The organism is Stieleria magnilauensis (assembly GCA_007753675.1).
GTDB classification, from domain to species: Bacteria; Planctomycetota; Planctomycetia; order Pirellulales; family Pirellulaceae; genus Stieleria; species Stieleria magnilauensis.
Map to the genome: position 1 here is coordinate 4,708,892 of CP036432.1, position 22,447 is coordinate 4,731,338.

At 59.0% G+C, this 22,447-nt stretch carries 17 protein-coding genes; 6 read left to right on the forward strand and 11 right to left on the reverse strand.

Features of this window, described 5'->3' with window-relative positions; genetic code table 11:
• Positions 1 to 8: 8 nt before the first annotated feature.
• The 8 genes from scpA to bktB all read right to left on the reverse strand — a co-directional run bounded on the left by scpA (position 9) and on the right by bktB (position 9,979).
• Entirely contained in the window at positions 9 to 2,213 is a 2,205-nt protein-coding gene (gene scpA, locus TBK1r_RS16600) for a methylmalonyl-CoA mutase (protein WP_145212808.1), read from the reverse strand.
• Positions 2,210 to 4,345, reverse strand: coding sequence for a methylmalonyl-CoA mutase family protein (locus tag TBK1r_RS16605; protein WP_145212811.1), 2,136 nt, complete (start codon positions 4,343 to 4,345; stop codon positions 2,210 to 2,212). The genes scpA and TBK1r_RS16605 overlap by 4 nt, the downstream gene beginning before the upstream one ends.
• Before the next feature lie 133 nt (positions 4,346 to 4,478).
• Positions 4,479 to 4,892 carry a methylmalonyl-CoA epimerase gene (gene mce / locus TBK1r_RS16610; RefSeq protein WP_145212814.1) on the reverse strand — a complete coding sequence of 138 codons (414 nt, stop codon included), beginning with the start codon at positions 4,890 to 4,892 and terminating at the stop codon, positions 4,479 to 4,481.
• Between the two features lie 15 nt (positions 4,893 to 4,907).
• Positions 4,908 to 6,443, reverse strand: coding sequence for an AarF/UbiB family protein (locus tag TBK1r_RS16615; protein ID WP_145212817.1), 1,536 nt, complete (start codon positions 6,441 to 6,443; stop codon positions 4,908 to 4,910).
• Between the two features lies 1 nt (position 6,444).
• Positions 6,445 to 7,554 (reverse strand): alpha/beta fold hydrolase, encoded by a 1,110-nt coding sequence (locus tag TBK1r_RS16620; RefSeq protein ID WP_372894854.1) that lies wholly within the window; start codon positions 7,552 to 7,554, stop codon positions 6,445 to 6,447.
• Between the two features lie 11 nt (positions 7,555 to 7,565).
• Positions 7,566 to 7,922 (reverse strand): hypothetical protein, encoded by a 357-nt coding sequence (locus tag TBK1r_RS16625; protein ID WP_372894855.1) that lies wholly within the window; start codon positions 7,920 to 7,922, stop codon positions 7,566 to 7,568.
• 79 nt (positions 7,923 to 8,001) lie between these two features.
• Entirely contained in the window at positions 8,002 to 8,745 is a 744-nt protein-coding gene (locus TBK1r_RS16630; RefSeq protein WP_095741929.1) for a 3-oxoacyl-ACP reductase family protein, read from the reverse strand.
• A 52-nt stretch (positions 8,746 to 8,797) separates the two neighbouring features.
• Complete coding sequence (gene bktB / locus TBK1r_RS16635) at positions 8,798 to 9,979, reverse strand: beta-ketothiolase BktB (RefSeq protein WP_145212823.1); 1,182 nt, start codon at positions 9,977 to 9,979, stop codon at positions 8,798 to 8,800.
• A gap of 1,202 nt (positions 9,980 to 11,181) precedes the next feature.
• Here bktB and TBK1r_RS16640 point away from each other — a divergent pair.
• Complete coding sequence (locus TBK1r_RS16640; RefSeq protein ID WP_419581420.1) at positions 11,182 to 12,465, forward strand: SDR family NAD(P)-dependent oxidoreductase; 1,284 nt, start codon at positions 11,182 to 11,184, stop codon at positions 12,463 to 12,465.
• On the opposite strand, the gene TBK1r_RS16645 is transcribed toward TBK1r_RS16640, so the two are convergent.
• Positions 12,462 to 12,959, reverse strand: coding sequence for a polyhydroxyalkanoate synthesis regulator DNA-binding domain-containing protein (locus tag TBK1r_RS16645; RefSeq protein ID WP_145212826.1), 498 nt, complete (start codon positions 12,957 to 12,959; stop codon positions 12,462 to 12,464). The genes TBK1r_RS16640 and TBK1r_RS16645 overlap by 4 nt on opposite strands.
• A 134-nt stretch (positions 12,960 to 13,093) precedes the next feature.
• Between TBK1r_RS16645 and TBK1r_RS16650 the strand changes: the two genes are divergently transcribed.
• From TBK1r_RS16650 to TBK1r_RS16670, 5 genes are all read left to right on the forward strand, one after another.
• Entirely contained in the window at positions 13,094 to 13,525 is a 432-nt protein-coding gene (locus TBK1r_RS16650; protein WP_145212829.1) for a hypothetical protein, read from the forward strand.
• Between the two features lie 24 nt (positions 13,526 to 13,549).
• Positions 13,550 to 14,380, forward strand: coding sequence for a biotin--[acetyl-CoA-carboxylase] ligase (locus TBK1r_RS16655; RefSeq protein ID WP_145212832.1), 831 nt, complete (start codon positions 13,550 to 13,552; stop codon positions 14,378 to 14,380).
• Between the two features lie 62 nt (positions 14,381 to 14,442).
• The gene (phaC, locus tag TBK1r_RS16660) at positions 14,443 to 15,843 is read left to right on the forward strand and encodes a class III poly(R)-hydroxyalkanoic acid synthase subunit PhaC (RefSeq protein ID WP_419581421.1); all 1,401 of its coding nucleotides are present in this window, start codon (positions 14,443 to 14,445) and stop codon (positions 15,841 to 15,843) included.
• 57 nt (positions 15,844 to 15,900) lie between these two features.
• Positions 15,901 to 17,433 (forward strand): acyl-CoA carboxylase subunit beta, encoded by a 1,533-nt coding sequence (locus TBK1r_RS16665; RefSeq protein WP_145212838.1) that lies wholly within the window; start codon positions 15,901 to 15,903, stop codon positions 17,431 to 17,433.
• A 20-nt stretch (positions 17,434 to 17,453) separates the two neighbouring features.
• Entirely contained in the window at positions 17,454 to 19,451 is a 1,998-nt protein-coding gene (locus tag TBK1r_RS16670; protein WP_145212842.1) for an acetyl-CoA carboxylase biotin carboxylase subunit, read from the forward strand.
• Positions 19,452 to 19,655: 204 nt separating this feature from the next.
• On the opposite strand, the gene TBK1r_RS16675 is transcribed toward TBK1r_RS16670, so the two are convergent.
• Together TBK1r_RS16675 and TBK1r_RS16680 are read right to left on the reverse strand one after the other, a co-directional pair.
• On the reverse strand, positions 19,656 to 21,221 hold the full coding sequence (locus TBK1r_RS16675; RefSeq protein WP_419581422.1) for a sialate O-acetylesterase: 1,566 nt from the start codon (positions 21,219 to 21,221) through the stop codon (positions 19,656 to 19,658).
• Between the two features lie 130 nt (positions 21,222 to 21,351).
• The gene (locus TBK1r_RS16680; protein ID WP_145212845.1) at positions 21,352 to 22,224 is read right to left on the reverse strand and encodes a hypothetical protein; all 873 of its coding nucleotides are present in this window, start codon (positions 22,222 to 22,224) and stop codon (positions 21,352 to 21,354) included.
• Between the last annotated feature and the right edge of the window lie 223 nt (positions 22,225 to 22,447).

The window sequence follows — 22,447 nt, forward strand, 5'->3', positions numbered from 1 at the left end:
AATTCCGATCAGGCATCTTGAGTCTCGACTGTTTCATCGACCGAGAACCCGAGTCGATCGGCGAGGTCTCGAACCACTCGAATCGCCGCCTCACTGATGACCGTACCGGGGCCGAACACTTCGGCGGCGCCGGCCGCGTACAACGCCTCGTAATCTTCGGGCGGGATCACTCCGCCGGCGACAATCATGATGTCCTCGCGGCCCAAATCTGCCAACGCTTTGCGGAGTTCCGGGACCAGTGTCAGGTGACCGGCCGCCAACGAGCTGACGCCCACCAGGTGCACGTCGTTTTCAACCGCTTGCCGCGCCGTTTCGGCCGGCGTGCGGAAAAGCGGGCCGATGTCGACATCAAAGCCCAAGTCGGCGAACGCGCTGGCGATAACCTTTTGTCCACGGTCGTGACCGTCTTGCCCCATCTTGGCGACCAAGATCCGCGGCCGACGGCCTTCGTTGCGTTCAAACGCCTCCACGATCTGGCCCACTTCCGTTGTCATGGATTCACTCTCAAGTGCGGCGGCATAGACGCCGCGGACAGATTGCACGGGCGCTTCGTATCGATTGTAAACCTTTTCCAACGCCGCGCTAATCTCCCCGACCGTCGCTTTGGCACGTGCCGCGTTGACGGCCAGTTCCAACAAGTTGCCTTGTTCGCTGCGCGCCGCTTCGGTCAACGCATCCAATGCCGCATCAACCTCGGACGCATCACGCTCGGCTCGGAGTTGTTTCAAGCCCGTGATCTGTGCCTTCCGCACCGCCGAATTATCGACGTGCAGCACACGCATGTCATCTTCGGTCGCCAGCCGATACTTGTTGACACCGATCAGGGTTTGTTGCCCGGAATCGATGCGGGCTTGGGTGCGGGCCGAAGCTTCTTCGATCCGCATCTTGGGAATCCCGGCTTGGATCGCCTGGGTCATCCCGCCGAGTTCTTCGATTTCAACCAAATGGCTCCAGGCACGCTGGGCCAAATCGTGGGTCAAGCGTTCGACGTAGTAGCTTCCGGCCCAGGGATCGACGACCTTGCACGTGTCGGTTTCTTGTTGCAAGAACAATTGCGTGTTCCGCGCGATCCGCGCCGAAAAATCGGTCGGCAAGGCAAGGGCTTCATCAAGCGCGTTGGTGTGCAACGATTGGGTGTGTCCGTGCGTCGCCGCCATCGCTTCGATGCAGGTCCGCGTGACATTGTTGTAAACGTCTTGAGCGGTCAAACTCCAGCCGCTGGTTTGGCTGTGGGTCCGCAGCGACAAGCTCTTGGGATTCTTGGGGTTGAACTGTTTGATCAGTTTGGCCCAGATCATGCGGGCGGCCCGCAGCTTGGCGATTTCCATGAAATAATTCATGCCGATCGCCCAGAAGAACGACAGTCGTGGGCAAAAGGCGTCGACGTCCAAGCCCGATGCGATGCCCGTGCGGACATACTCCAGCCCATCGGCAAGGGTGTAGGCCAATTCCAAGTCCGCGGTCGCCCCCGCTTCCTGCATGTGATAACCGCTGATGCTGATGCTGTTGAATTTGGGCATCCGCTGGCTGGTGTACTCAAAGATCGAAGCGATGATCCGCATGCTCGGGGCGGGCGGATAAATGTAGGTGTTGCGAACCATGAACTCCTTCAGGATGTCGTTCTGGATCGTGCCGGCAAGCTGTTCCGGTTTCACCCCCTGTTCTTCGGCGGCGACGATGTACAACGCCATGATAGGAAGCACCGCGCCGTTCATCGTCATCGAAACACTCATCCGATCCAGCGGGATGCCTTCGAACAGCGTCCGCATGTCTTGAATGCTGTCGATCGCCACACCGGCCATGCCGACGTCGCCGCTGACGCGGGGATGATCCGAATCGTATCCGCGGTGCGTGGCCAGGTCGAAAGCGATGCTCAAGCCCATCTGGCCCGCCGCCAAGTTGCGTCGGTAAAACGCGTTGGAGTCTTTGGCGGTTGAAAATCCCGCGTACTGACGCACCGTCCAGGGACGCTGCACGTACATCGTCGCATAGGGACCGCGCAAGAACGGCGCCAGCCCCGGCATCGTGTCCAAGTGGTCCAGTCCCGCACGATCGGCCGAGGTGTACAACGGTCGGACGGGGATCTGCTCCGGCGTCTGCCAACGCAGTTCGTCCGCATCGCCAGCGACCTTGGCTCGCCAGTCGTCTAACGAACCCGCCGCGCGGTTTTCGCTTTCCAACGGCACATCGGAAAAGTTTGGAATCAAGGTCATCGTACCGGCTCTCCTTCTTCAATCACACCGACTTGAGTCAACAGACTACGCAGCGTCTCGAGCACATCACAACGCATGAAGATAAAGCGGTCGACGCCCGCTGCTTTCCATGCCTGTTCGTTGTCGCCCGGGTTTCCCGCCAGCACGACCGAGCTGGCTCCCGCCTGTTTTAGTTTGGCAGCCGCCGTGGGAACCACGTCGGCGTATAGTTTGTCTGAGGAACAGATCACCGCGATCGACGCGTCGGCTTGGCCAAACGCCTTCGCGGCAGCGTCCGCGTCCTCAAAGCCTCCGCGGTCGATCACGTCGAAACCGCCCGCTGCAAAGAAATTGCTCGACCAGGTTGCCCGGCCGCTGTAGTGCGACACGGGACCGAGGTTGGCCAAGAACACGCGTGGCCGTTTCCCCTGGGCATCTTGCCACGCGTCGCAGGCGTCACGCAATTGATCAAACGGCTCGGCCAGGCGTTGGGGCTCAATGGCGGCGATCGTTGCACTTTGGCCCCGTCCCAGTCCGAGCGCGGCGGCGATCTGTCCCAGCGTCGCTCCGTCGGATGCCGCCGCGACCGCCGCGGCAACACGGTCCTCCGCCGCATCAAGCGACAGTGTTTCTTGCTCGGCCGATCGAACACCCCGAATCCGATCGGCGGCTTCCCCGGCAAGGGATTCCAGATCCGGTGCATCGCGAATCACCGCCTCTTCGCCGACGTTAGCGAACTCGCTGACGCCCGTGATCCCGCGTTTGCGAGTGGCGACATCCTTGGCCCGCGCCGCAGCCGTGGTCGCAATTTCGTTCGCAACCCACCCGCTGGTCAAAGCCGACAACATACCACCCTGGCGTTCGGTTTCTTGGAAGATTTCCCACGCCTTGCCAGCCACGTCTTCGGTCAGCTGGTCCAAAAACCAGCTACCGCCGGCCGGATCGATGACGCGATGCAGATGCGATTCCTCTTGCAACACCAGCGCGCTGTTGCGTGCGACGCGGCGGCTGAAGTCGTTGGACAATCCGGCCATCACATCAAACGGTACCGATGTGATCGCATCCGCACCGCCGATGCCGGCGGCAAAGACGGCCACCGAGTTGCGTAACAGATTGACATAGGGATCGTGTTTGGTCAGCACGCGGTTGCCGGTTCGGGTGTGAATCCGCATCGACCGCGAGTCTTCCGACACGCCGCACGATTCCAGCACACGAGACCACAGCCATCGGGCGGCCCGCAGTTTTGCGATCGCTTGAAAGTGCTCGGTGCCCACGCTGACGCGAAACTGAATCTGTTTGGCCGCCGCTGAAACGTCCATCCCCGCAGCGGTCATCGCTCGCAAGTATTCCACTCCCGTGGCCAGACTGAGCGCGATGTCCTGGGCCGCGCTCGCGCCGCCGTCGTGGTACGGCGAGCTATCTACGCCGACCGAGGTGACGTGCGGATAATGCTTGGACGTCCAACTGGCTAAATCGGACATCATGGACAGAGCCGACGAGGGTTCCAGCGGCAACGTTCCCCGGCGTGCAAGCTCACCCAGCGGATCGGCGTTCAGCGCCGCTTTCGCGGTTTCCGGCGAGACGCCGCGCCGCTTCCAGGTTGCCATCAGGGTCGCCGCGGCGGGAAAGAAGGCCGCGCCGGCGTCCAACGCAACCGTGACCATTTCCAATTGAACATCGCCGAGCAGTTTGTCCATGTCATCCACGCCATAGACCATCACGCCATCGCGACCGACGCAACCGGCGCTTGCCGCGTGATCGGGATCCAGTCCGTTGCGTGCGGCTTGGTCCAGCCGGATCTGGATCGATGTCACACCGCCGCTCAAGTCCGCCAAGATCGCCTGATTGCAGGCAACCGGGCAGGGCGCGGTGAACTCCTGACGCAAATCCCATCCGGATTGGACCGATCCCAGCGGACGTCCCCCGCGAACCCGGTTCGCCAAACCCGGGAACCCCATCGGATCGTCTTGGCCACTGTCATCGCGGCGACTGTAGAGCGGTTCAATGGCGAGCCCGTCATATGTCTTTAAGACAAGCTTCTTTTCAAAGGGCGCTCCGGCGAGCGCCTTTTCGACCAGCGTCCGCCATTGATCGTAGTCGACCGGAGGGAAATCATCTTGAATACTAAACTCACGGGGAAACGTGACCGTCATCGTGCTTTCATTCAATACGAGTAAAGTGGCCTTACCTTCCAAAGTGGCGTAAGCTTCCAGCTTGCGAACAGTGACGTAAGCTTCCAGCTTGCGATCTTCGAGCTTCCAGCTCGCCCATCACAGACCCCCGCCATCAGCTTCCGCCGGCCGGTTCACAAAGTTCGGTCAGCACACCGCCGGAACTTTTTGGGTGCAGGAACGCGATCTGCATGTGATGCGATCCGCCACGCGGTTTTTCATCGATCATCCGCAAACCGGAATCTTGCAATTCGGCGATACGGGCCTGGATGTCTTCGACGGTGTAGGCCAAATGGTGCAAGCCTTCGCCGCGTTTTTCGATGAACTTGGCAACTGTGCTGTCGTCCGACGTCGGTTCGAGCAATTCAAGTCGAACGTCGCCGGCACGAAAGAATGCGACGCGCACCTTCTGGCTTGGCACGTCCTCCAGCCCTTCGAATTCCAATCCGAGTGCCCCTTCGTAGAACGCCTGGTGGGCATCGATGGACTGCACCGCGATGCCGATGTGATTGAGAGACTTGACCGCCATTTTGATCATCCGTTGTTAATGGGAAACATTCATCGTGTTGGATGCCTTGCCTTGGCAACTTTCAATCGCGTCCAGCGCGTGGCCGGTCAAGAAACTTGCCAGCGCGGTGGGGGCGCCGAGCAGGGCGTGGGTTATATCGAAATTCGAAACCTGTGTGGCGAATCGATGTGAGAATGGTGGGTGGAACCAACGCTGGGGCAGTTCGACCGCGAAGTGTCGCATGAATTCCATGTTCAGTGTCCGATCGATCAATCCCGTCCGATCGCCGACGTCCATCACGACACCCTCGAGCGCCAACAGCGATTTACGGAACAGCATCAAGTCTTCGGGGACTCGCAATTTGGCTTGCTGGACCGCCTCGTCGAGCATCGCGACCAGCCAACTCAATCCGGGGAATCGACCGCGACGGACGCATGCGACCCATTTCTCGGCAACCGCCTTGAGGGCTGTTTCATCGGGCCGTTGCGGCGCGGCCAGTTCCGCCGTTCGCAACGCGACGCCGCGTGCATCGAGCACCACGGCGGCCAACGAGATTTGCACGATCATTCGCCTGACGTCGGCCCCCAATCGTCCGACCAGACTCCAATCCAGAATCCCCAGTCGGCCGTCGTCGGTCAGAAATAAATTGCCGGCATGTGGATCGCCGTGAAAAATCGGATCCTCGCGTTTGGAAAATACCGGCGCCGCGATCAACGCTTCACCGAGCAACGCGGCAAGCTCTCGTTTTTGTCGCCCGCCAAACAGTCCGTGGTCGGTCACCTTGCCGCCGCTGAGACGTTCCATGCAGGTCACGCGTTTGGTGCAGTGCTCCAGCAATTCAGGGGTCTGCACCCGTGGTTCATCAGCAAAAAACGCTTTGGCTTCCACCAGATGTCGCTGTTCGTTCTCCAACTGCACTTCGTCCAGCAGTTTGACGTGCGCCTGGCTGAAAGCGTCTTCGTAATCCAGCTCGGGGATCTGCAACGCTTGGCAGCGTCGGTCCAATTGCTCGCCGACCTGCGTCAGCAGCCGCAGCTCGTGATCGAGTTGTTGTTCGATACCGGGTTTGAGAATCTTGAACACGCCCGCGGTCGTCGTCTGGCCATTCGAGCTGGGACCGCTGGACGATTGATTCCGATCAAACGGCACGACCACCGCCACGCTCGCTTCGGCGATCGCCGGTCCGAGTGTGATGCCCAAGCGATCGAGCGGTCCGAGTTCCTGGGCGATTGCCTGCTCAAGCACCGGTTGCGAAACCACCGGCGGAAGACTTTCCAATTCGCTCAAGTAGAGCCGCAGTTCTAGCGGTAGACGTTTGTCACGCGCCAGAATCTGGCCGACCTTGTGCAACACCGGCGAGCTGCGGGCGAGAATCCCCAGCCGCTGTGAGAACGACGCCGACGCCGGCAATTGGGCTTGAGCCCGCACAATCGACACCTGTTGTTCCGGCGGCAGACCACCAAGAAACAGACTCAACCCCTCCCGAATCGGACGCGCAAATCGCGCGTGTTCGGGAGGCAGGATCGACTGAAACGCGGCTTCATCGAGCAGGAATTCCCAAGGGGGAGTCATCTCAGCCACCCGACCTTTCCGATAGCCAAGCTTCCATGTGCGGCCAGGTATTTTTCTCGGCGCCGCGTCCGGCCATGATGCCGATGTGCCCACCTCGCACTCGAAACAGTTCCTTGTCTTCGCTGCCCACCAAGTCCATGATCGACTCGGATTGGCACGGGGGTGTGATGTGATCGGCTTCGGCAATCACGTTGAACAGATTGGCTTTCAGCTTTTTCAAGTCGACCGTTTCGCCGCGCAGTTGCAGCGTTCCTTTGACGAGCTTGTTTTCTTTGTAGAGCTCATTGATCAACTGCTTGTACGCGCCACCGGCCATCGGGATGATGTCGCGGACCCAGGTGTTCATGGCGTGCCAGGCTTCCACGGTTCCGGGGTTTTCGATCTTGTCCCACAACATGCTGTAGCTGCCAAAGTAATTTTCGATCGGCTTGAGCATCTTGGCACCCGAATCGATCATTTCACCCGGGACGTTGCCCAGTTTTTCGACGATCGTGTCGGCATTGAACGCCGGGTTGCTGGACCAACGCGTGAACCCTCCGGCCTCTTGGTCGCTGAAGTCCAACGGGGCCGTCAGCAGCATCAGATTCTTCAGCCCGTCATCGGGTCGCAGCGCCGCGTACATCGTGCTGATCAAGGCGCCCAAGCACCAACCCAGCATGCTGAACTCCTCCGCCCCCGAGACGCTTTTGAACTTGCGAATCGCACGGGGCAGGTATTCCAGCGTGTAATCATCGAAGCACATGTTCTTGTCTTCGGGCCCGGGTTCACCCCAGTCCATCAAATACAGATCGTAACCGTGCCGCAGCATGTACTCGACGAAACTGTGGCCGGGTCGCAGATCCAGCACGTGCGGCCGGTTCATGATGGCAAACACCATGAACAACGGCACCGGTTTGCGATCCTGTTCCGGTACGACCGGGATGTAGTGATACAGTTTGGCCTTGTTGAGTGTCCAAACCACTTCCTTCGGCGTTTGGGCGATTTTGGCATCGGTGGTGAGCATCCGGTTGAATCGGTCAAGATTCTCGGTGGCCCGGTGCCAGCCTTCGCAGACATCCGAGAAGGAAGGCATGCCGTTGTCCACCGCTGGGGTCGATTCTTTCGTGGTCATGTGATTCCCCTTCAGTTGGTTGTTTGCGTGTCGTTGGATTGAGCCCCCTCGCTCAGTCGCGCGTCGAGATCATCCAACCGCATTTCGATATTGGTCAGACGCTCGGCCAGACGCGTGATGTCATCACGAGTGGGCATGTTCAGTTGAGCCATGGCCTGAGCCATGCTGGATTCCATGGCTTTGCGAAACGGTCCGCTGGTCGTCAGCCAGGCGTCCAGCATGGCGCCGGTTGATTCGGCATAGGCCTCGGTATTGACGAAGTCCGTCATGATCTTCGACCACGTTTCCATGTTGGAATCGCGCATTTGTTTCAGCATGCCCGTCGGATCGAAGGGGTCGAATGTTTGATTGTCTTTGGATTGCGACATCTTGGTTCTATTGGCTCCTGTAAACGTTTCGAAAAAACCTCTTCGATCGTGGCGTCTTGTCCGACGCGCGCGGTCGGCCTTACATGAAGGCTCCACCATTGACGTTGATTTGTTGCCCGGTGATGTAATCGCCGTCGGCGACCAGAAAGGTCACGGCTTTGGCAATTTCTTCGGGATGGGCAAATCGTCCCATCGGGATCCCACCGCGGATCTTCGCTTGAATCACCGGCGGGACCGCTTCAAACATGTCCGTGTCGGTGTATCCCGGCGCGATCGCGTTGACCGTGATGCCCGAATGCACCAACTCCGCGGCGGCCGTGCGGGTGAACGCGATGATCCCACCCTTGCTGGCGCTATAGTTCGCCTGCCCGATCGCCGGCAATTGACCATTCATCGAGCTGATGTTGACGATCCGGCCATAACTTTGCGACGTCATGATCGGGATCGCGGCCGAGGTGCAGAAAAAGCATCCGCCCAAGTTGGTTTGAATCACTTCCATCCATTGCTCATCGTTCATGCGGGGCAACATCGCATCGCGGGTGATCCCCGCGTTGTTGACCAGAATGTCCAGATGGGTGAATTCATCGGCGATCTTTTGAACCATCGCCCGTGCCTGTTTGGGGTCACCGATGTTGGCTTGCGCCAACAGACACGTTCCCCCTTCGCGACTGATTTCGTCGGCCACCTCTTGGGCCTTGGCCTCGTTACTGGAGAAATTGATGGCGACCCTGGCCCCCTCGCGGGCGAGTTCTAACGCGATCGCGCGTCCGATCCCACGTGACCCGCCGGTGACCAATGCCGTTCTTCCGTCGACCCTTCCCATTGTCTCATGCTCCGTGTCAATTCAATTGTGATGTACAGTTTCAGTGATGCCGTTAGATGTGTTCAAAAATGGCCGCGATCCCCTGTCCGCCGCCGATGCACATCGTCACCAAGGCGCGTTTCTTGCCGGTACGATTGAGTTCGTACAGCGCCTTGATCACCAGGATCGCACCGGTCGCGCCGATCGGGTGACCGAGCGAAATCCCGCTGCCGTTGGGGTTCGTGCGGTCCATCGGCAATTCCAATTCGCGGCACACCGCCAGGGCTTGCGAGGCGAACGCTTCGTTGACTTCAAAGACATCGATGTCGTCGAGCCCGAAACCGGTCTTTTCGAGCAGCTTGCGAACCGCCGGGACCGGCCCCATCCCCATGTACTTGGGATCCACACCGGCATAGGCGTAATCCACCAACTTGCCCATCGGCTTCAGCCCGCGGCTCTCGGCGACCTGTGCATCGGCCAAGACCAAGGCGGCCGCGGCATCATTGATGCTCGATGCGTTGCCGGGCGTCACCGTCCCTTCCCGATCAAACACCGTGGGCAGACGCGCCAGCTTTTCCGTCGTCACGCCGTAACGCACCGTTTCGTCGACTTCAAAGGGAACCACGTCGCGTTTGACTTTGATGTCGATCGGAACAATCTGCGCTTTGAAGTATCCGTGATCGATCGCGGCTCCCGCACGGCGGTGACTCTCCACCGCGAACGCATCTTGGTCTTCACGCGAGATCTGATATTTCTTGGCCACGTTCTCCGCCGTGACACCCATGTGACAATCGTCAAAGGGGTCGCTGAGCGCACCGACCATCATGTCGACCAACGTCGTGTCGTTCATCCGCGCCCCGAAACGCATCGCGGCAGAACTGTACGGCGAGCGACTCATGTTCTCGGCACCGCCGGCAACGGTGACGTCCGCATCGCCCAACATGATCGCATGGGCCGCCGTGATAACCGCCTGCAACCCGCTGCCGCAAAGACGATTCAATGTCAGCGCCGGCGTCTCATGCGGCAAGCCGCCTTTGATCGCTGCGACGCGAGCCAGATAATGATCATGGGCATCGGTATGAATAATGTTTCCAAACACCGCATGTCCGACATCGCTCGGCTTCACGCCCGAACGCTTCACCGCTTCCTTCACACACTTTGCGGCCAAGTCGCACGGCGGGGTGTCTTTCAAGCTGCCGCCGTATCCTCCGATCGGTGTTCGCACGCCACTGAGTACCACCACTTCACGCGTCATCTCGCTGGCTCTCCTCTACAACACGTTGATTAATACGGCACCTTGAAGAATTCGCACCGAGTGCGGGAACAAGGACACCAGACTTGCCACTTCAAAGATTCAACTCCTCGGTGGGCAATGGCGTCAGCCGGAGCAAACGCTATACCAATCATGGGGGACGCCCCGTGCCCGGGAGTGTGAAACGACGACGGGCAAACCCACAGACACCAGCGATCTGCAAACACGCAATCAAGCGCACTGGCGCGCGGAATCATCCCGACTTTCTGGCCGTCGATCAGTCCCTGCTTCAGACTGATTCCAAACGAACTGTGCGGTGGTGTAGCACTTGCAGTGCAAGACGCTCCACTTTGTGCGTAGTCGCTCGTTTCGTGACACCCTTCGCACGTTCGTGACGTTCGCTCTGCGAACCGCCTTCGCCAGCGATCCATGAAGTGAACGCTGACAACCAACGCAGCGTTCCTGTCAGCGGCAGGGCGCGAGCCCTCCGGTCAACGCAGCCGTTCCTGTCAGCGGCAGGGCGCGAGCCCTCCGGTCAACGCAGCGTTCCTGTTAGCGGTAGGGCGCGAGCCCTCCGGTCAACGCAGCGCTCCTGTTAGCGGTAGGGCGCAAGCCCTCCGGTCAACGCAGCGTTCCTGTTAGCGGTAGGGCGCGAGCCCTCCGGTAACCGCAGCGTTCCTGTTAGCGGTAGGGCGCGAGCCCTCCGGTCAACGCAGCGTTCCTGTTAGCGGTAGGGCGCGAGCCCTCCGGTCAACGCAGCGTTCCTGTTAGCGGTAGGGCGCGAGCCCTCCGGTCAATCTCGTGTTCCTGTTAGCGGTAGGGCGCGAGCCCTCCGGCCCCGCCGGCCGTAACCGGACGGCTCGCGCCGTTCCGCTATCTCCTACCGCTATCTCCATCGGCCAAAGCGGCCGCGGTCCACTTACAACGGCGCGCTGGCAGCAATCTGAACTTTTTACTCCACCGGAAATCTTCGACCGTCCCGCCCCAGCGGGCAGGTCGCCGAAGGTGGGCGGAATGCCACATTCAAGTGTGCATCCGCACACGTTTGACGCAGCTGCACTAGATCGACTAGCCGTTTTACCTTGTTTTTTGCGGTGGTACGGCGTTTGCATGCTGCCACTTTGCTGCGATTGCAGCAATCGGGCGTTGCAAGGAGCCTGTTTGTCCTTGGAATAGCACCACCATTCAATCTCGGAGGCTCTCCTATGTTCAAAACAGACAGCAACGTGCTTGATTCGATGCTCCAGGGCGTGCGTCAAGCCACCGAAGCGAACTTCAAACTGCAGCAGGATCTGTTGCGGGGCTGGACGCGTTACTGGCCTGGCTTCACGGCACGGCCGGTTGCTCCGATGGTGGATCAAGAGAGCGGGCTTTCCAATCCGATCTCCGCAGCCGCCCTGCGTCTGGCCAAGACCCAACACCAGCGGGCGATGCAACGCTATGACGGCGCGCTGGCTGCATTGGACTCGGTGCTGGGGATCACCCAAGAGGCCGAGGCGGACAGTGCTTCTCCGGCAACGGAAACGCCAACCAAGGTTGCAGTGCCACCGTCAGGTGCAGTGCAACCACAAAAAGAAACGATCAACACCAGCCAACAGGGACAAAGCGAGATGATTACCAAAGCACCCGAACCAGAATTGCAAGAATCCGCCGAACTGCCGGCGGGCGTCTACAAGAACATCCGCGAAAAAGTCGCCGTCGTGACCGGTGCGGCCAGTGGGATCGGCGAAGCGGTGGCGCGTGAATTGGCTGCCCGCGGCGCCAAAGCGGTGATGTTGGTCGACCGCAGCGACAGCGTCCAGGAATTGGCTAAATCGATCAACCAGAAAGCCGGCCGTGAAGTGGCCGAAGCAATGCTCGGTGACACGACCGACGAGGCTTTCCGCAAACGCGTCTTCAACGAGGCGGCTGAAAAATATGGCATCGTCAGCATCTGTGTGCCGGCAGCCGGGATCACCCGCGACGCACTCGCCGTGACGATCAACAAAGAAACCGGCCGGGCTCAGATCTATCCGACGGAAACGTTCCGCCAAGTCACCGAAGTGAACTTGATCGCGCCGATCTATTGGGGCATCGAGATGGTGGCCCGGATCGCCGAAGATCGACGTCAACGTGGACTGAAACGTTGGGATCCGGACGAGCTGATCCAAGGCGTGGTTGTCTTCCTCGGTTCGGTGTCGTCGCAAGGGAACAAGGGACAGATCTCTTACGCCGTCGCCAAAGCGGGCTTGGAAGGGGCCGCCGCGACGTTGACCAAAGAAGCGATTTTCCACGGCGTCCGCTGTGGCATCATCCACCCCGGGTTCACCGACACGCCGATGGCCAGGGCGTTGGGACAAGATTTCTTGGACAAGAACGTGTTGCCCTACACCCAACTGCGACGTCTGATCAAACCCGAAGAGATTGCCGATGCGATTTGCTTCATGATCTCCAACTCGGCGGTCAGCGGCGAACTTTGGGCGGACGCCGGATGGCACGGCCCCGCCTAGTCGTCATCCGATTCCAACTGTTCGATCCGCTCTTCGAGTTGCTTCACGCGAAGCGCCAGTTGAGCGGATTCGGACGACGGAGGATTGGCCGGGTCGGCCTTGCTGGTCGCGGAAACGTTGTCCAGCCAAGACTTAATCCATTGCATGGGGGCAAGTGATGTGGCGGCAGGATTGTGCCGCCGCAAATAATCGAGATAGGAAAGAGAGTGACGAAAGTAATCGCCGAAAAAGCCCGACATCAGGTCATTGGACCGGAGAATGAAATGCAACATCTCGGCGGGAAACAACGAAATTTTATCCGGGTGCCGCTCCATGATGATTTGAATCAGAACCGCTTGAGTCATGTCCTCACCCGACTGACTGTCACGGATCTCCACCGTGTGGCCGTCAATCACCATCTCTTCGATGTCCCTGAGCGACACGTACTTGCTGGTGTGACTGGCGTAATAACGGCGATTGGGATACCGCTTGATCAAGATCGGATGGTCGGTCATGAGAACCGTGATCCTCCCGGACAACAAAGCCACTTAAAAAAACTGCAGCGTTGTTACCGCTGCAGGAACGTCCGCCGGACCGATCGTCCGACAGACACCCGTTTGGAACCGACGCTTACATAAGGAGCGAAACAATGACCACGAAAACAGAAACGAACGTGTACGATCAAGTCTTTGAAAACATGAAGAAGGCAACCGATGCCGGACTGAAGATGCAACAGGAGGCCATCGCCCAATGGACTGCATTATGGCCGGCCATTCCCTCGCCGCAATCCGTGTGGGTCGACAAAGTGCGTGAATTCCAAAAGCAGTGGGGCGCGGTCCTCTCTGAATTGGCGCACCGACATCGCACCACTTTGGATCAGCAGTACGAAGCCGCGCTGGAATCCTTCGAAGAAGCTCTGCAGATCGGCGAGTCCAGCGATCCCGAAGAATTCCGCAAACGCACCGAGCAGTTTATCCGAAAGACGCTCGACTGCATGCGTGAAGCCTCCGAAGCTCAAATGAAAGAGTACCAGGAGGCAATGGCAAAACTGAGCGAGCTGGTCACCAAAGCAGGATCGTAGCGGTCAAGACGCGAAGGAAGAGCGATGCATCGAGGTATCAAGACGCAGGACGCCCCCGCGCGGGAATCTCCCAGACGGGAAATTCTGTTCTCGGACGCCGACTTGGATCACCTGACCAAGTCGACGTTCGTGGAGCGGGTCGATTTCCATCCCGAGATTGATTCTACCAATCGTCGCGCGATGGAACTTGCCCGCAACGGGGACGCCGCAGGCCCCGTGTTGATTCTGGCCGAGTCACAGACCGATGGTCGTGGCCGCGGCACGAATCACTGGTGGGCCGATTCGGGCGCACTTACCTTGACGCTGTTGCTCGATACCGGGCTGCCCCAGCGGCGGTTGCCCCAAGCATCCTTGACCGTCGGACTGGCCGTCTGCGAGGCGATCGAAGGGATCGTTGAATCCTCCGACATGCAACTCAAATGGCCCAACGACGTCTACTGCCGGCAACGCAAACTGAGCGGCATTTTGATTGAAATGCCAACGGCCCATCCCCAGCTGTTGGCGATCGGCATCGGGATCAATGTCAACAACTCCCTGTCTCGGGCACCGGACGAATTGCGGACGACCGCGATTGCCCTGTGTGACGTCGCAGGGCACCCGTTTCCGCTGACCGATGTGCTGATCGCGGTGCTGAATCGACTGCAGCATCGGCTGGAATGCATTGGCTGCCGCGACGATGAACTACGAACCAAGTGGCGAGAACGATGTTTACTGACCAACCGCACCGTCCAAGTCGACCTCGGGACCCGCTTCGTTTCGGGACGATGTCGGGGTATCAACGACGAGGGTGCTCTGGTCATCGAAACCCCTGCCGGGTTAGAACCATGTTACGCGGGAACGGTTACTCTGTTCTAAACGGCAATGCCGTGCAGCCATTCCGCCAACGCGTGCGAAACCACACGCAGTTCGAGCCGTGCATGAACCAACCAATCGACGAATCGAATGCGACGGATCGAACCTGGCCGCCCCTGGTGGAATGTTGGACCCAAGCCGTCAAGCACGCGGCTGAGAACGCGCATCAACTGCAACGGGCGTCCCATCCCAATGCAGACCCGACGACGCACCGCCGCCAGTGGTTTGACCTGTGGGGGCAGGCAACCGAATCTTATCTCCGCAGTTCCGAATTCTTGAAACTGTTGAAACGACACATCGATACCCTGATCGCCGCAAAGCTGGCCGGCGACTTCGACCCGGCGGACGCCCGCGCGAAAGGGAAGACGTTGAGCGACGATGTCCGGGCACTGTCGATGAGTTTTGGGCAACTGTTTCCGGAAACGAAAGCCTTGCCGAACCGAATCCATACCGGCGACGCGTGTGCCGCGACACCGGACGCACCAGGGAACGCATCGAAATGGGCGACATCGTTTGAGGTGGTCTACGAAGAAACGCCGCTGAAGTTGCTGCACTTCAAACCCCGCCACGCCCGCTTCGCCGAACCCGTCCTGATTTGTTTCGCGTTGGTCAATCGCCCCTACATCCTGGATCTAAAAGCCAACCGCAGCGTGGTCCGGCGGTTGCTCGACCGCGGTTTTGACGTTTATGTGATCGACTGGGGCAGCCCCGACGAATCCGATTCGGCGTTGCGGCTGGAAGATTACGTCTGTTCGATGTTGAACAACGCGGTCGACTTCGTTTGCCAGCGATCCCGCACCCCACGGCTCAGCCTGCTCGGTTATTGTATGGGCGGCACGATGTCGACACTCTACGCGGCGTTGCATCCCGAGCGGATCGGGAACCTGATTCTGATGGCGGCGCCGATCGAGTTCGATGGGGAGGACGGATTATTGAATTTGTGGGCACGCCCGGAAACGTTCGACGTCGATGGACTGATCGACGCGTTTGGAAATTGCCCCGGCGAATTTCTGCAGTTCGTGTTTCAGTTGATGAAGCCCGTGCAGAACTTTGCGGAAAAGCAACTGTCGTTCATGGAGAATGCGAACGATGCGCAGTTCTTGGATGATTTTGCAACCATCGAGCGTTGGTCCAACGACACGATCCCCATCGCCGGGGAGACGTTTCGCGACTTCGTTTCGATGCTTTATCAAGAAGATCGCCTGGTGAACAATCAAATGGTTCTCGCCGGTGAAACGATACGATTGGCAGCGATCGCGTGCCCGATCCTGTTGCTGGTCGCTCAACGCGATCACTTGGTTCCGCCAGAATCGACACTGGCGATCAAAGAACGTGTCAGTTCCCAAGATGTCACATCATTGTCGATCGAAGCCGGGCACATCGGTTTGGCCGTGGGCTCACAGGCCCAGCGAAATCTCTGGCCCCTGGCGGCGGAATGGATAGCAAGTCACTCAACCAAGCGGTGAAAACCTGGTCACGCGAACGCCTTCACCAGCGTTCGACGCAATCGAACGAGAAGCATCATGCAGGATATAGTCAAACGCCTTGAAGAAATGCGCAAGGCCGCCGAAATGGGCGGCGGACAGAAACGGATTGATGCGCAGCACAAAAAAGGCAAGCTTACGGCGCGGGAACGGATCGAACTGCTGTTGGATCCGGGGATGTTCGAAGAATGGGACATGTTCGTCGAACATCGTTGCAAAGACTTCGGAATGGACCAGCAAAGCATTCCGGGCGATGGCGTGGTGACGGGCTACGGGACCATCAACGGTCGCGTCGTGTTTGTCTTCAGCCAAGACTTCACCGTCTTCGGAGGCTCGCTCTCCGAAGCCCACGCCGAGAAGATCTGCAAGGTGATGGACCATGCGATCAAAGTCGGCGCGCCGGTCATCGGCATCAATGATTCCGGAGGCGCGCGGATTCAGGAAGGCGTGGCGTCACTCGGCGGCTACGCCGATGTCTTTCAACGCAACGTACTGGCCTCCGGCGTCGTGCCGCAAATCTCGTTGGTGATGGGCCCCTGCGCCGGTGGCGCCGTCTACTCGCCGGCCATGACGGACTTCATCTTCATGGTCAAAGACAGTTCTTACATGTTTGTGACCGGTCCCGACGTGGTCAAAACCGTGACCCATGAAGAGGTCACGCACGAACAACTCGGCGGAGCGGTGACCCATTCGACCGTGTCCGGCGTTGCCGACCGCGCGTTCGAAAACGACGTCGAAGCGCTCGCGATGGTGCGGCGTTTTATCAACTATTTGCCGGCCAACAACCGAGCCGACGCGCCGCACCGCCCCACCCCCGATCCGTCCGATCGCGTTGAACCCTCGCTCGATACGCTGGTTCCCGATTCGCCGACCAAGCCGTATGACATGAAAGAGTTAATCCTCAAGATTGTCGACGACACGGATTTCTTTGAACTGCAACCCGAGCATGCAAAGAACATCGTCGTCGGGCTGGCCCGGATGGACGGGTATCCGATCGGTGTTGTCGCCAACCAACCGTTGGTGTTGGCCGGATGCTTGGATATCAAGTCGTCGATCAAGGCGGCACGCTTCGTTCGTTTCTGCGATGCGTTCAACATTCCTATTTTGACCCTGGTCGACGTCCCCGGATTCATGCCGGGAACCGCCCAGGAATACGGCGGAATCATCAAGCACGGTGCGAAGCTGTTGTATGCCTATGCCGAAGCCACCGTCCCTAAGGTGACGTTGATCACCCGCAAAGCCTACGGTGGTGCCTATGACGTGATGTCGTCCAAACACCTTCGCGGTGACGTGAACCTGGCATGGCCGAGTGCGGAGATCGCCGTCATGGGTCCCAAGGGCGCGGTCGAGATCATCTTCCGCAAGGACTTGGGCGATCCTGAAAAAATCGCCGCGCTGACCGAAGAATACCGTGTCAAGTTCGCCAACCCGTTCATCGCCGGACGGCGAGGATTCATCGACGACGTGGTGATGCCGCGGATGACACGCAAGCGGATTTGCCGATCGTTGGCCATGCTGCGCAGCAAGAAACTGGAGAACCCTTGGCGGAAGCACGGAAACATTCCGCTTTAAAAGATTGGTCATTCAAAATCATGTTCACTAAAATACTGATCGCCAATCGCGGCGAGATCGCTTGCCGCGTCATCAAGACCGCCCGCAAAATGGGCATCCAAACGGTCGCCGTTTATTCGGAAGCGGATCGCGATGCGCTCCACGTCTCGATGGCGGACGAAGCGGTGTTGATCGGCCCACCGCCGTCGGCCGAAAGCTATCTTGTGATCGACAAACTCGTCCAGGCCTGCCGCGACACCGGCGCTCAGGCCGTCCACCCCGGTTACGGATTCGTCTCCGAGAACGCTGCCTTCGCCGAACAGTTGGCAGCAGCTGGCATCGCGTTCATCGGCCCCAACGTCCATGCGATCAAGAACATGGGCGACAAGATCACGTCCAAGAAATTGGCGCAAGAAGCCGGCGTGAACACCGTCCCCGGTCACGCCGACATCATCGAGTCCCCGGACGTTGCCGTCACGATTGCCCAAGAAATCGGGTACCCGGTGATGATCAAAGCCAGCGCCGGCGGAGGCGGCAAAGGGATGCGGATCGCCCGCAACGATGACGAATGCCGTGACGGATTCCAACGCGCCAGCGGTGAGGCGAAAACATCCTTCGGTGACGACCGCGTGTTCATCGAAAAGTTCATCGAACAACCGCGGCACATCGAAATCCAAGTGATCGCCGACAAACACGGCAACGTGATCCATCTCGGTGAGCGCGAATGCTCACTCCAACGACGCCATCAAAAGGTCATCGAAGAAGCCCCCTCGCCCTTCCTGGACGCCCAAACCCGTTCGGCGATGGGTGACCAGGCGGTCGCGCTCGCCCGCGCGGTCCAATACGAGTCGGCCGGAACCGTCGAATTCATCGTCGACAATGACCGCAATTTCTACTTCCTGGAAATGAACACCCGGTTGCAGGTGGAACACCCGGTGACCGAATACGTGACCGGGTTGGACCTGGTCGAATTGATGATTCGCAGCGCAGCCGGCGAAGTGTTGCCGTTGTCCCAGTCCGACGTCCAACTCAACGGATCGGCGATCGAATCGAGGGTCTATGCCGAAGATCCGCTCCGCGGTTTCCTGCCATCGATCGGTCGACTCGTTCGCTATTGTCCGCCGCCAGAAAGCGACGTGGTTCGCGTCGACACCGGTGTTTACGAAGGTGCAGAGATCTCGATGCACTATGACCCGATGATCGCCAAGTTGATCACGTACGGTACAACGCGTGACGCCGCGATCGGACACATGCGCGAAGCGCTCAACGAGTTCTACATCCGCGGCGTGTCGCACAACATCAGCTTCCTGGCCGCACTGATCGAACACCCGCGTTTCCGGGCCGGCAACATCAGTACCAATCTGATCGCCGAGGAGTATCCCGACGGTTTCCATCCGTCGGACTTGGTGCACGAGAACCCGGCGTTGCTGATTGTCGTCGCCGCCGCCATCCATCGACGCTACATGGACCGGGCCGCCGGGATCAGCGGCCAGTTGCCCGGCTACGAACGCAACATCGACGATCACTGGGTCATCATGCTCGACGGCCAGCAGTCTCCGGTAGCCATGCGCCCGCTGCCCGGTGGCCATGAAATCACCTACGGGACGGACACCTATCAAGTGATCAGCGACTGGCAATTCGGCCAACCGCTATTCCGAGGCACGGTCAACGGCGAAACGGTTTGTATCCAGGTCGAACGCCGCAACATGCATTACAGTCTGTTCCACTGGGGTTCCCAAATCGACATCATGGTCTTGACCCCGCGCGCCGCTGACCTGCTCGCCTGCATGCCGTTCAAAGAACCGCCGGATATGAGCCGCTTCCTGCTCTCGCCGATGCCCGGCCTGCTGACACAACTGAGAGTCGAAGAGGGGACCGAAGTGCACGCGGGTCAGGACTTGGCGGTGATCGAAGCGATGAAGATGGAAAACGTCCTGCGGGCCGAACGCGAAGGACGCGTTTCAAAGATCACGGCCAGCATCGGCGACACGCTGGCAGTCGATCAACCCATCCTCGAATTCGAACCGCTGGCGGATTGACGCGGTCGAGGGCAAAACAATGAGTTGGCAGAATGATGGAGTGGCAGAATGATGAGAAACAGTCACTTCCGTCTGCTGTTCCGACCTTAGTTCAAGATCATTCTGCCCCGAATCATTCTGCCATCCCATCGCCCAACAACATTCTGCATTCCTCCAACTCCCATCGTTTTGCCCCCATCGTTTTGCCCCGCCCTTCGTCGAACCTCACTTCGCCGGCATCGGATTCTTCCCGGCATCGTACGGCATCAGCTTCCAATCGGAACAAAACGGTGACGCCGACAACCCCTTGCGCGAATACAGATTCCAAGGTTCGCCCGCTTTCGCTTCCGGATGACACGCATAGCGGACCGCGATCGGCTGCGCCACATCGGGGCTCGACACGACCACCGTGTCCCCTTCGATCCGGGCATTCGCAGCCTGCCACCGCCCCTCTCGCCCGATCAATTCGAACCCGTTGAGCCGATCATCGTGACTCGGCTGGATCGACTGCACGCCCGCGACACGCCCCACCATCAGGCCCGATCCGGCATACTCGAATGAAACGGTCACCGTTGCTTCGTGGATCTTCGCCTCGCGAAACATCGGCCCACTGGCTTCGATCGCACGCCCGTATTCATTGGCCAACGGCCACCTCGCCAATCGCTCGCCGACGTCGATCTTGTTGGGCGGGTGGATGTCATTGCCGTTGTCCAAATCGATGGTCACGACCATGCCGGTGTGCGGCAGACTTTGGGCACGCCGCTGTTCCTCCCGCAGGTACGTCCACGCGTAACTGGACCATTGTGGCAACTGAACAAAGTAGACCGGCAAACGGTCGCGTTCCCAGACGCGCCGCCAGCCCTCGACCAACGCTCGCATTTTGTGTTCATAGTCACGCGGATCCTCGCCTCGGCCACTATTGGATTCTCCCTGGTACCAAATCGCCCCACGAATGGCGTAAGGCACCAGGGGCGCGATGCGTCCGTTGTAAATCGTGCCCGCCAGCCAGCTGGAATTGCGAACGTACGTTCCGCCGGGCATGGCCTGGATGCCTTCGATATCGCCCGCTTTTGCCCGCGCAGCCAGTTCAACCAGGGTGGGATGGCCGACGAAGGCTTCCACCGGAATGAACGGTTCGATCGGCTTGCCGCCCCAGGAACAGTCAATGACACCGATGGGAACTTGCAATGCTTGGTGCAATCGCCGCGCGAAGACAAAGGCCACGGCGGAATGCTGGAGCACGCTTTGCGGCGTGCAGACATCCCAGCGAGCGACCGTGGGAAGGTCGTCCAGCGGCAGGGGGGAATCCGGTTCGTTGATTCGACAGAATCGAATCACGGGAAAGTCGGCGGCTGAAACCAAGTCTTGTCCCTCGGCGAGTCGACTTGCCATCGCGCCTGCCGTGTACGCCATGTTCGACTGACCCGCTGCCAACCAAACCTCACCGACCAAAACGTTCTTGCGAACCACTCGATCGCCTTCAGACTGCACGACCAACTCGCGCGGAGACGCGGATGCCGACATCGCCGCCAGCGTCACCCGCCAGCGCCCCTGTTCATCGACGATCGTCGTATGGGACTGGCCATCGAACGCAACCAAGACACTCGCCCCCGGTTCCGCAGTCCCCCAGACCGGGACAGGCAGTTCGCGCTGCAGCACCATCCGATCGGCAAACACATTTGCCAGATGAACGTCTGCAAAGGCGACGCTTGATCCGACCAGTTGAAGAACAAGGATCAAGACCAAACCGAATCGGCCGAAACGAAGCCGGAAATCTCGCCGAAAATGCATCTATTAATGTCCCGCAAATGGTCATGAAACGCGATTGAAGCACGTCGTCCACCCCCTGTTCCCCTGGAAACAGGTTCCTCTCAATCTTGGCACCGCGGAGCCACAGACGACGGAGCACTCAACGTCACATTCAGTAGTCAAGACTTGCGCCGAAATCCGGCGTCTCTCCGTTCTCCACCGCTTCAGTCCAGGCATCCAATCGATCAACGCCCAGCTTCCAGAATTTTCGGCAAAGATCAAAGTATTCCAAGACGACTTGCTTTTCGTTGGCGGCAAGAAGTTCTTTGGCCAGTTGCATGTTGGGGCCAAACGAATTCATTTGCGGTGACCCTTGACTATCGACGGACGCCAGCAGACGTTTTTTTGCTTCGGCGATGTCGCCCGTTGCAAGGGCGAGACGCCCCAGCACTTGATTCCCGTCCTGGATGGCGTTGCCGTAGTTCCAGTCCTCGCGTTGTGTCTGGGCGCGTCGCAACAGTTCTTCGGCGAGCTTCCGAGCTTCCTCCGTCTTTCCATCTTTCAACGCATTCTTCGCAGCCCGGTTCAACGCATAGAAACGCTCGGTCTCGTTTCTCGCCGCATCCAGATCACCCCCGACAAGATCCATCATGCGTTTCCGTTCCGCAGGCGACACCGCGGCTTCGGCTCCTTTCCGTTCGACTTCCGCGGGCGCTGAAAGAAGGACGAAATTCAAGGTCGAAACATTGGGTAGGCGTACCTTTTGTGCCATGAACTGGATGGAGTCACCCGCTTGGAAATCACTGCGGGCCAACGGGTCACTCACGATCACCTCAAAGTCCTTCCATTTGACCAGGTAGGCGACGAACCGATGCCCGTCTTGTTCCGCGGAGAACACTTTCACGACCGCTCCTTCCTCCGTCTCAAACTCACTTTCAACGCCTTTCGGCAAAGCAGGCGTTTGGGCGAAGACTGGCGATATCCCGACCATCGAGACGCTTGCCAGCAATCCAGCCCAGAGCACTGTAAGTAAGTTTCTTGTCATGGTCCTGTCCCTATTCAGATTCGACGAACGATCTCGACGGAGTCACACGGGGTCTATTCTAAGGTCGAATCCGTTAGAACGGCCGACATTCTTGTGTTTCGCGCAAAGTCGACGACGATTGATCGTTCAACGACCGTTTTGGTGCACGCATCACGCGTTCGCAGTCGTCAAGTTTTGGCATCCGTCAACGTTCACGAATCGATGTATACCGGTAAGTATTATG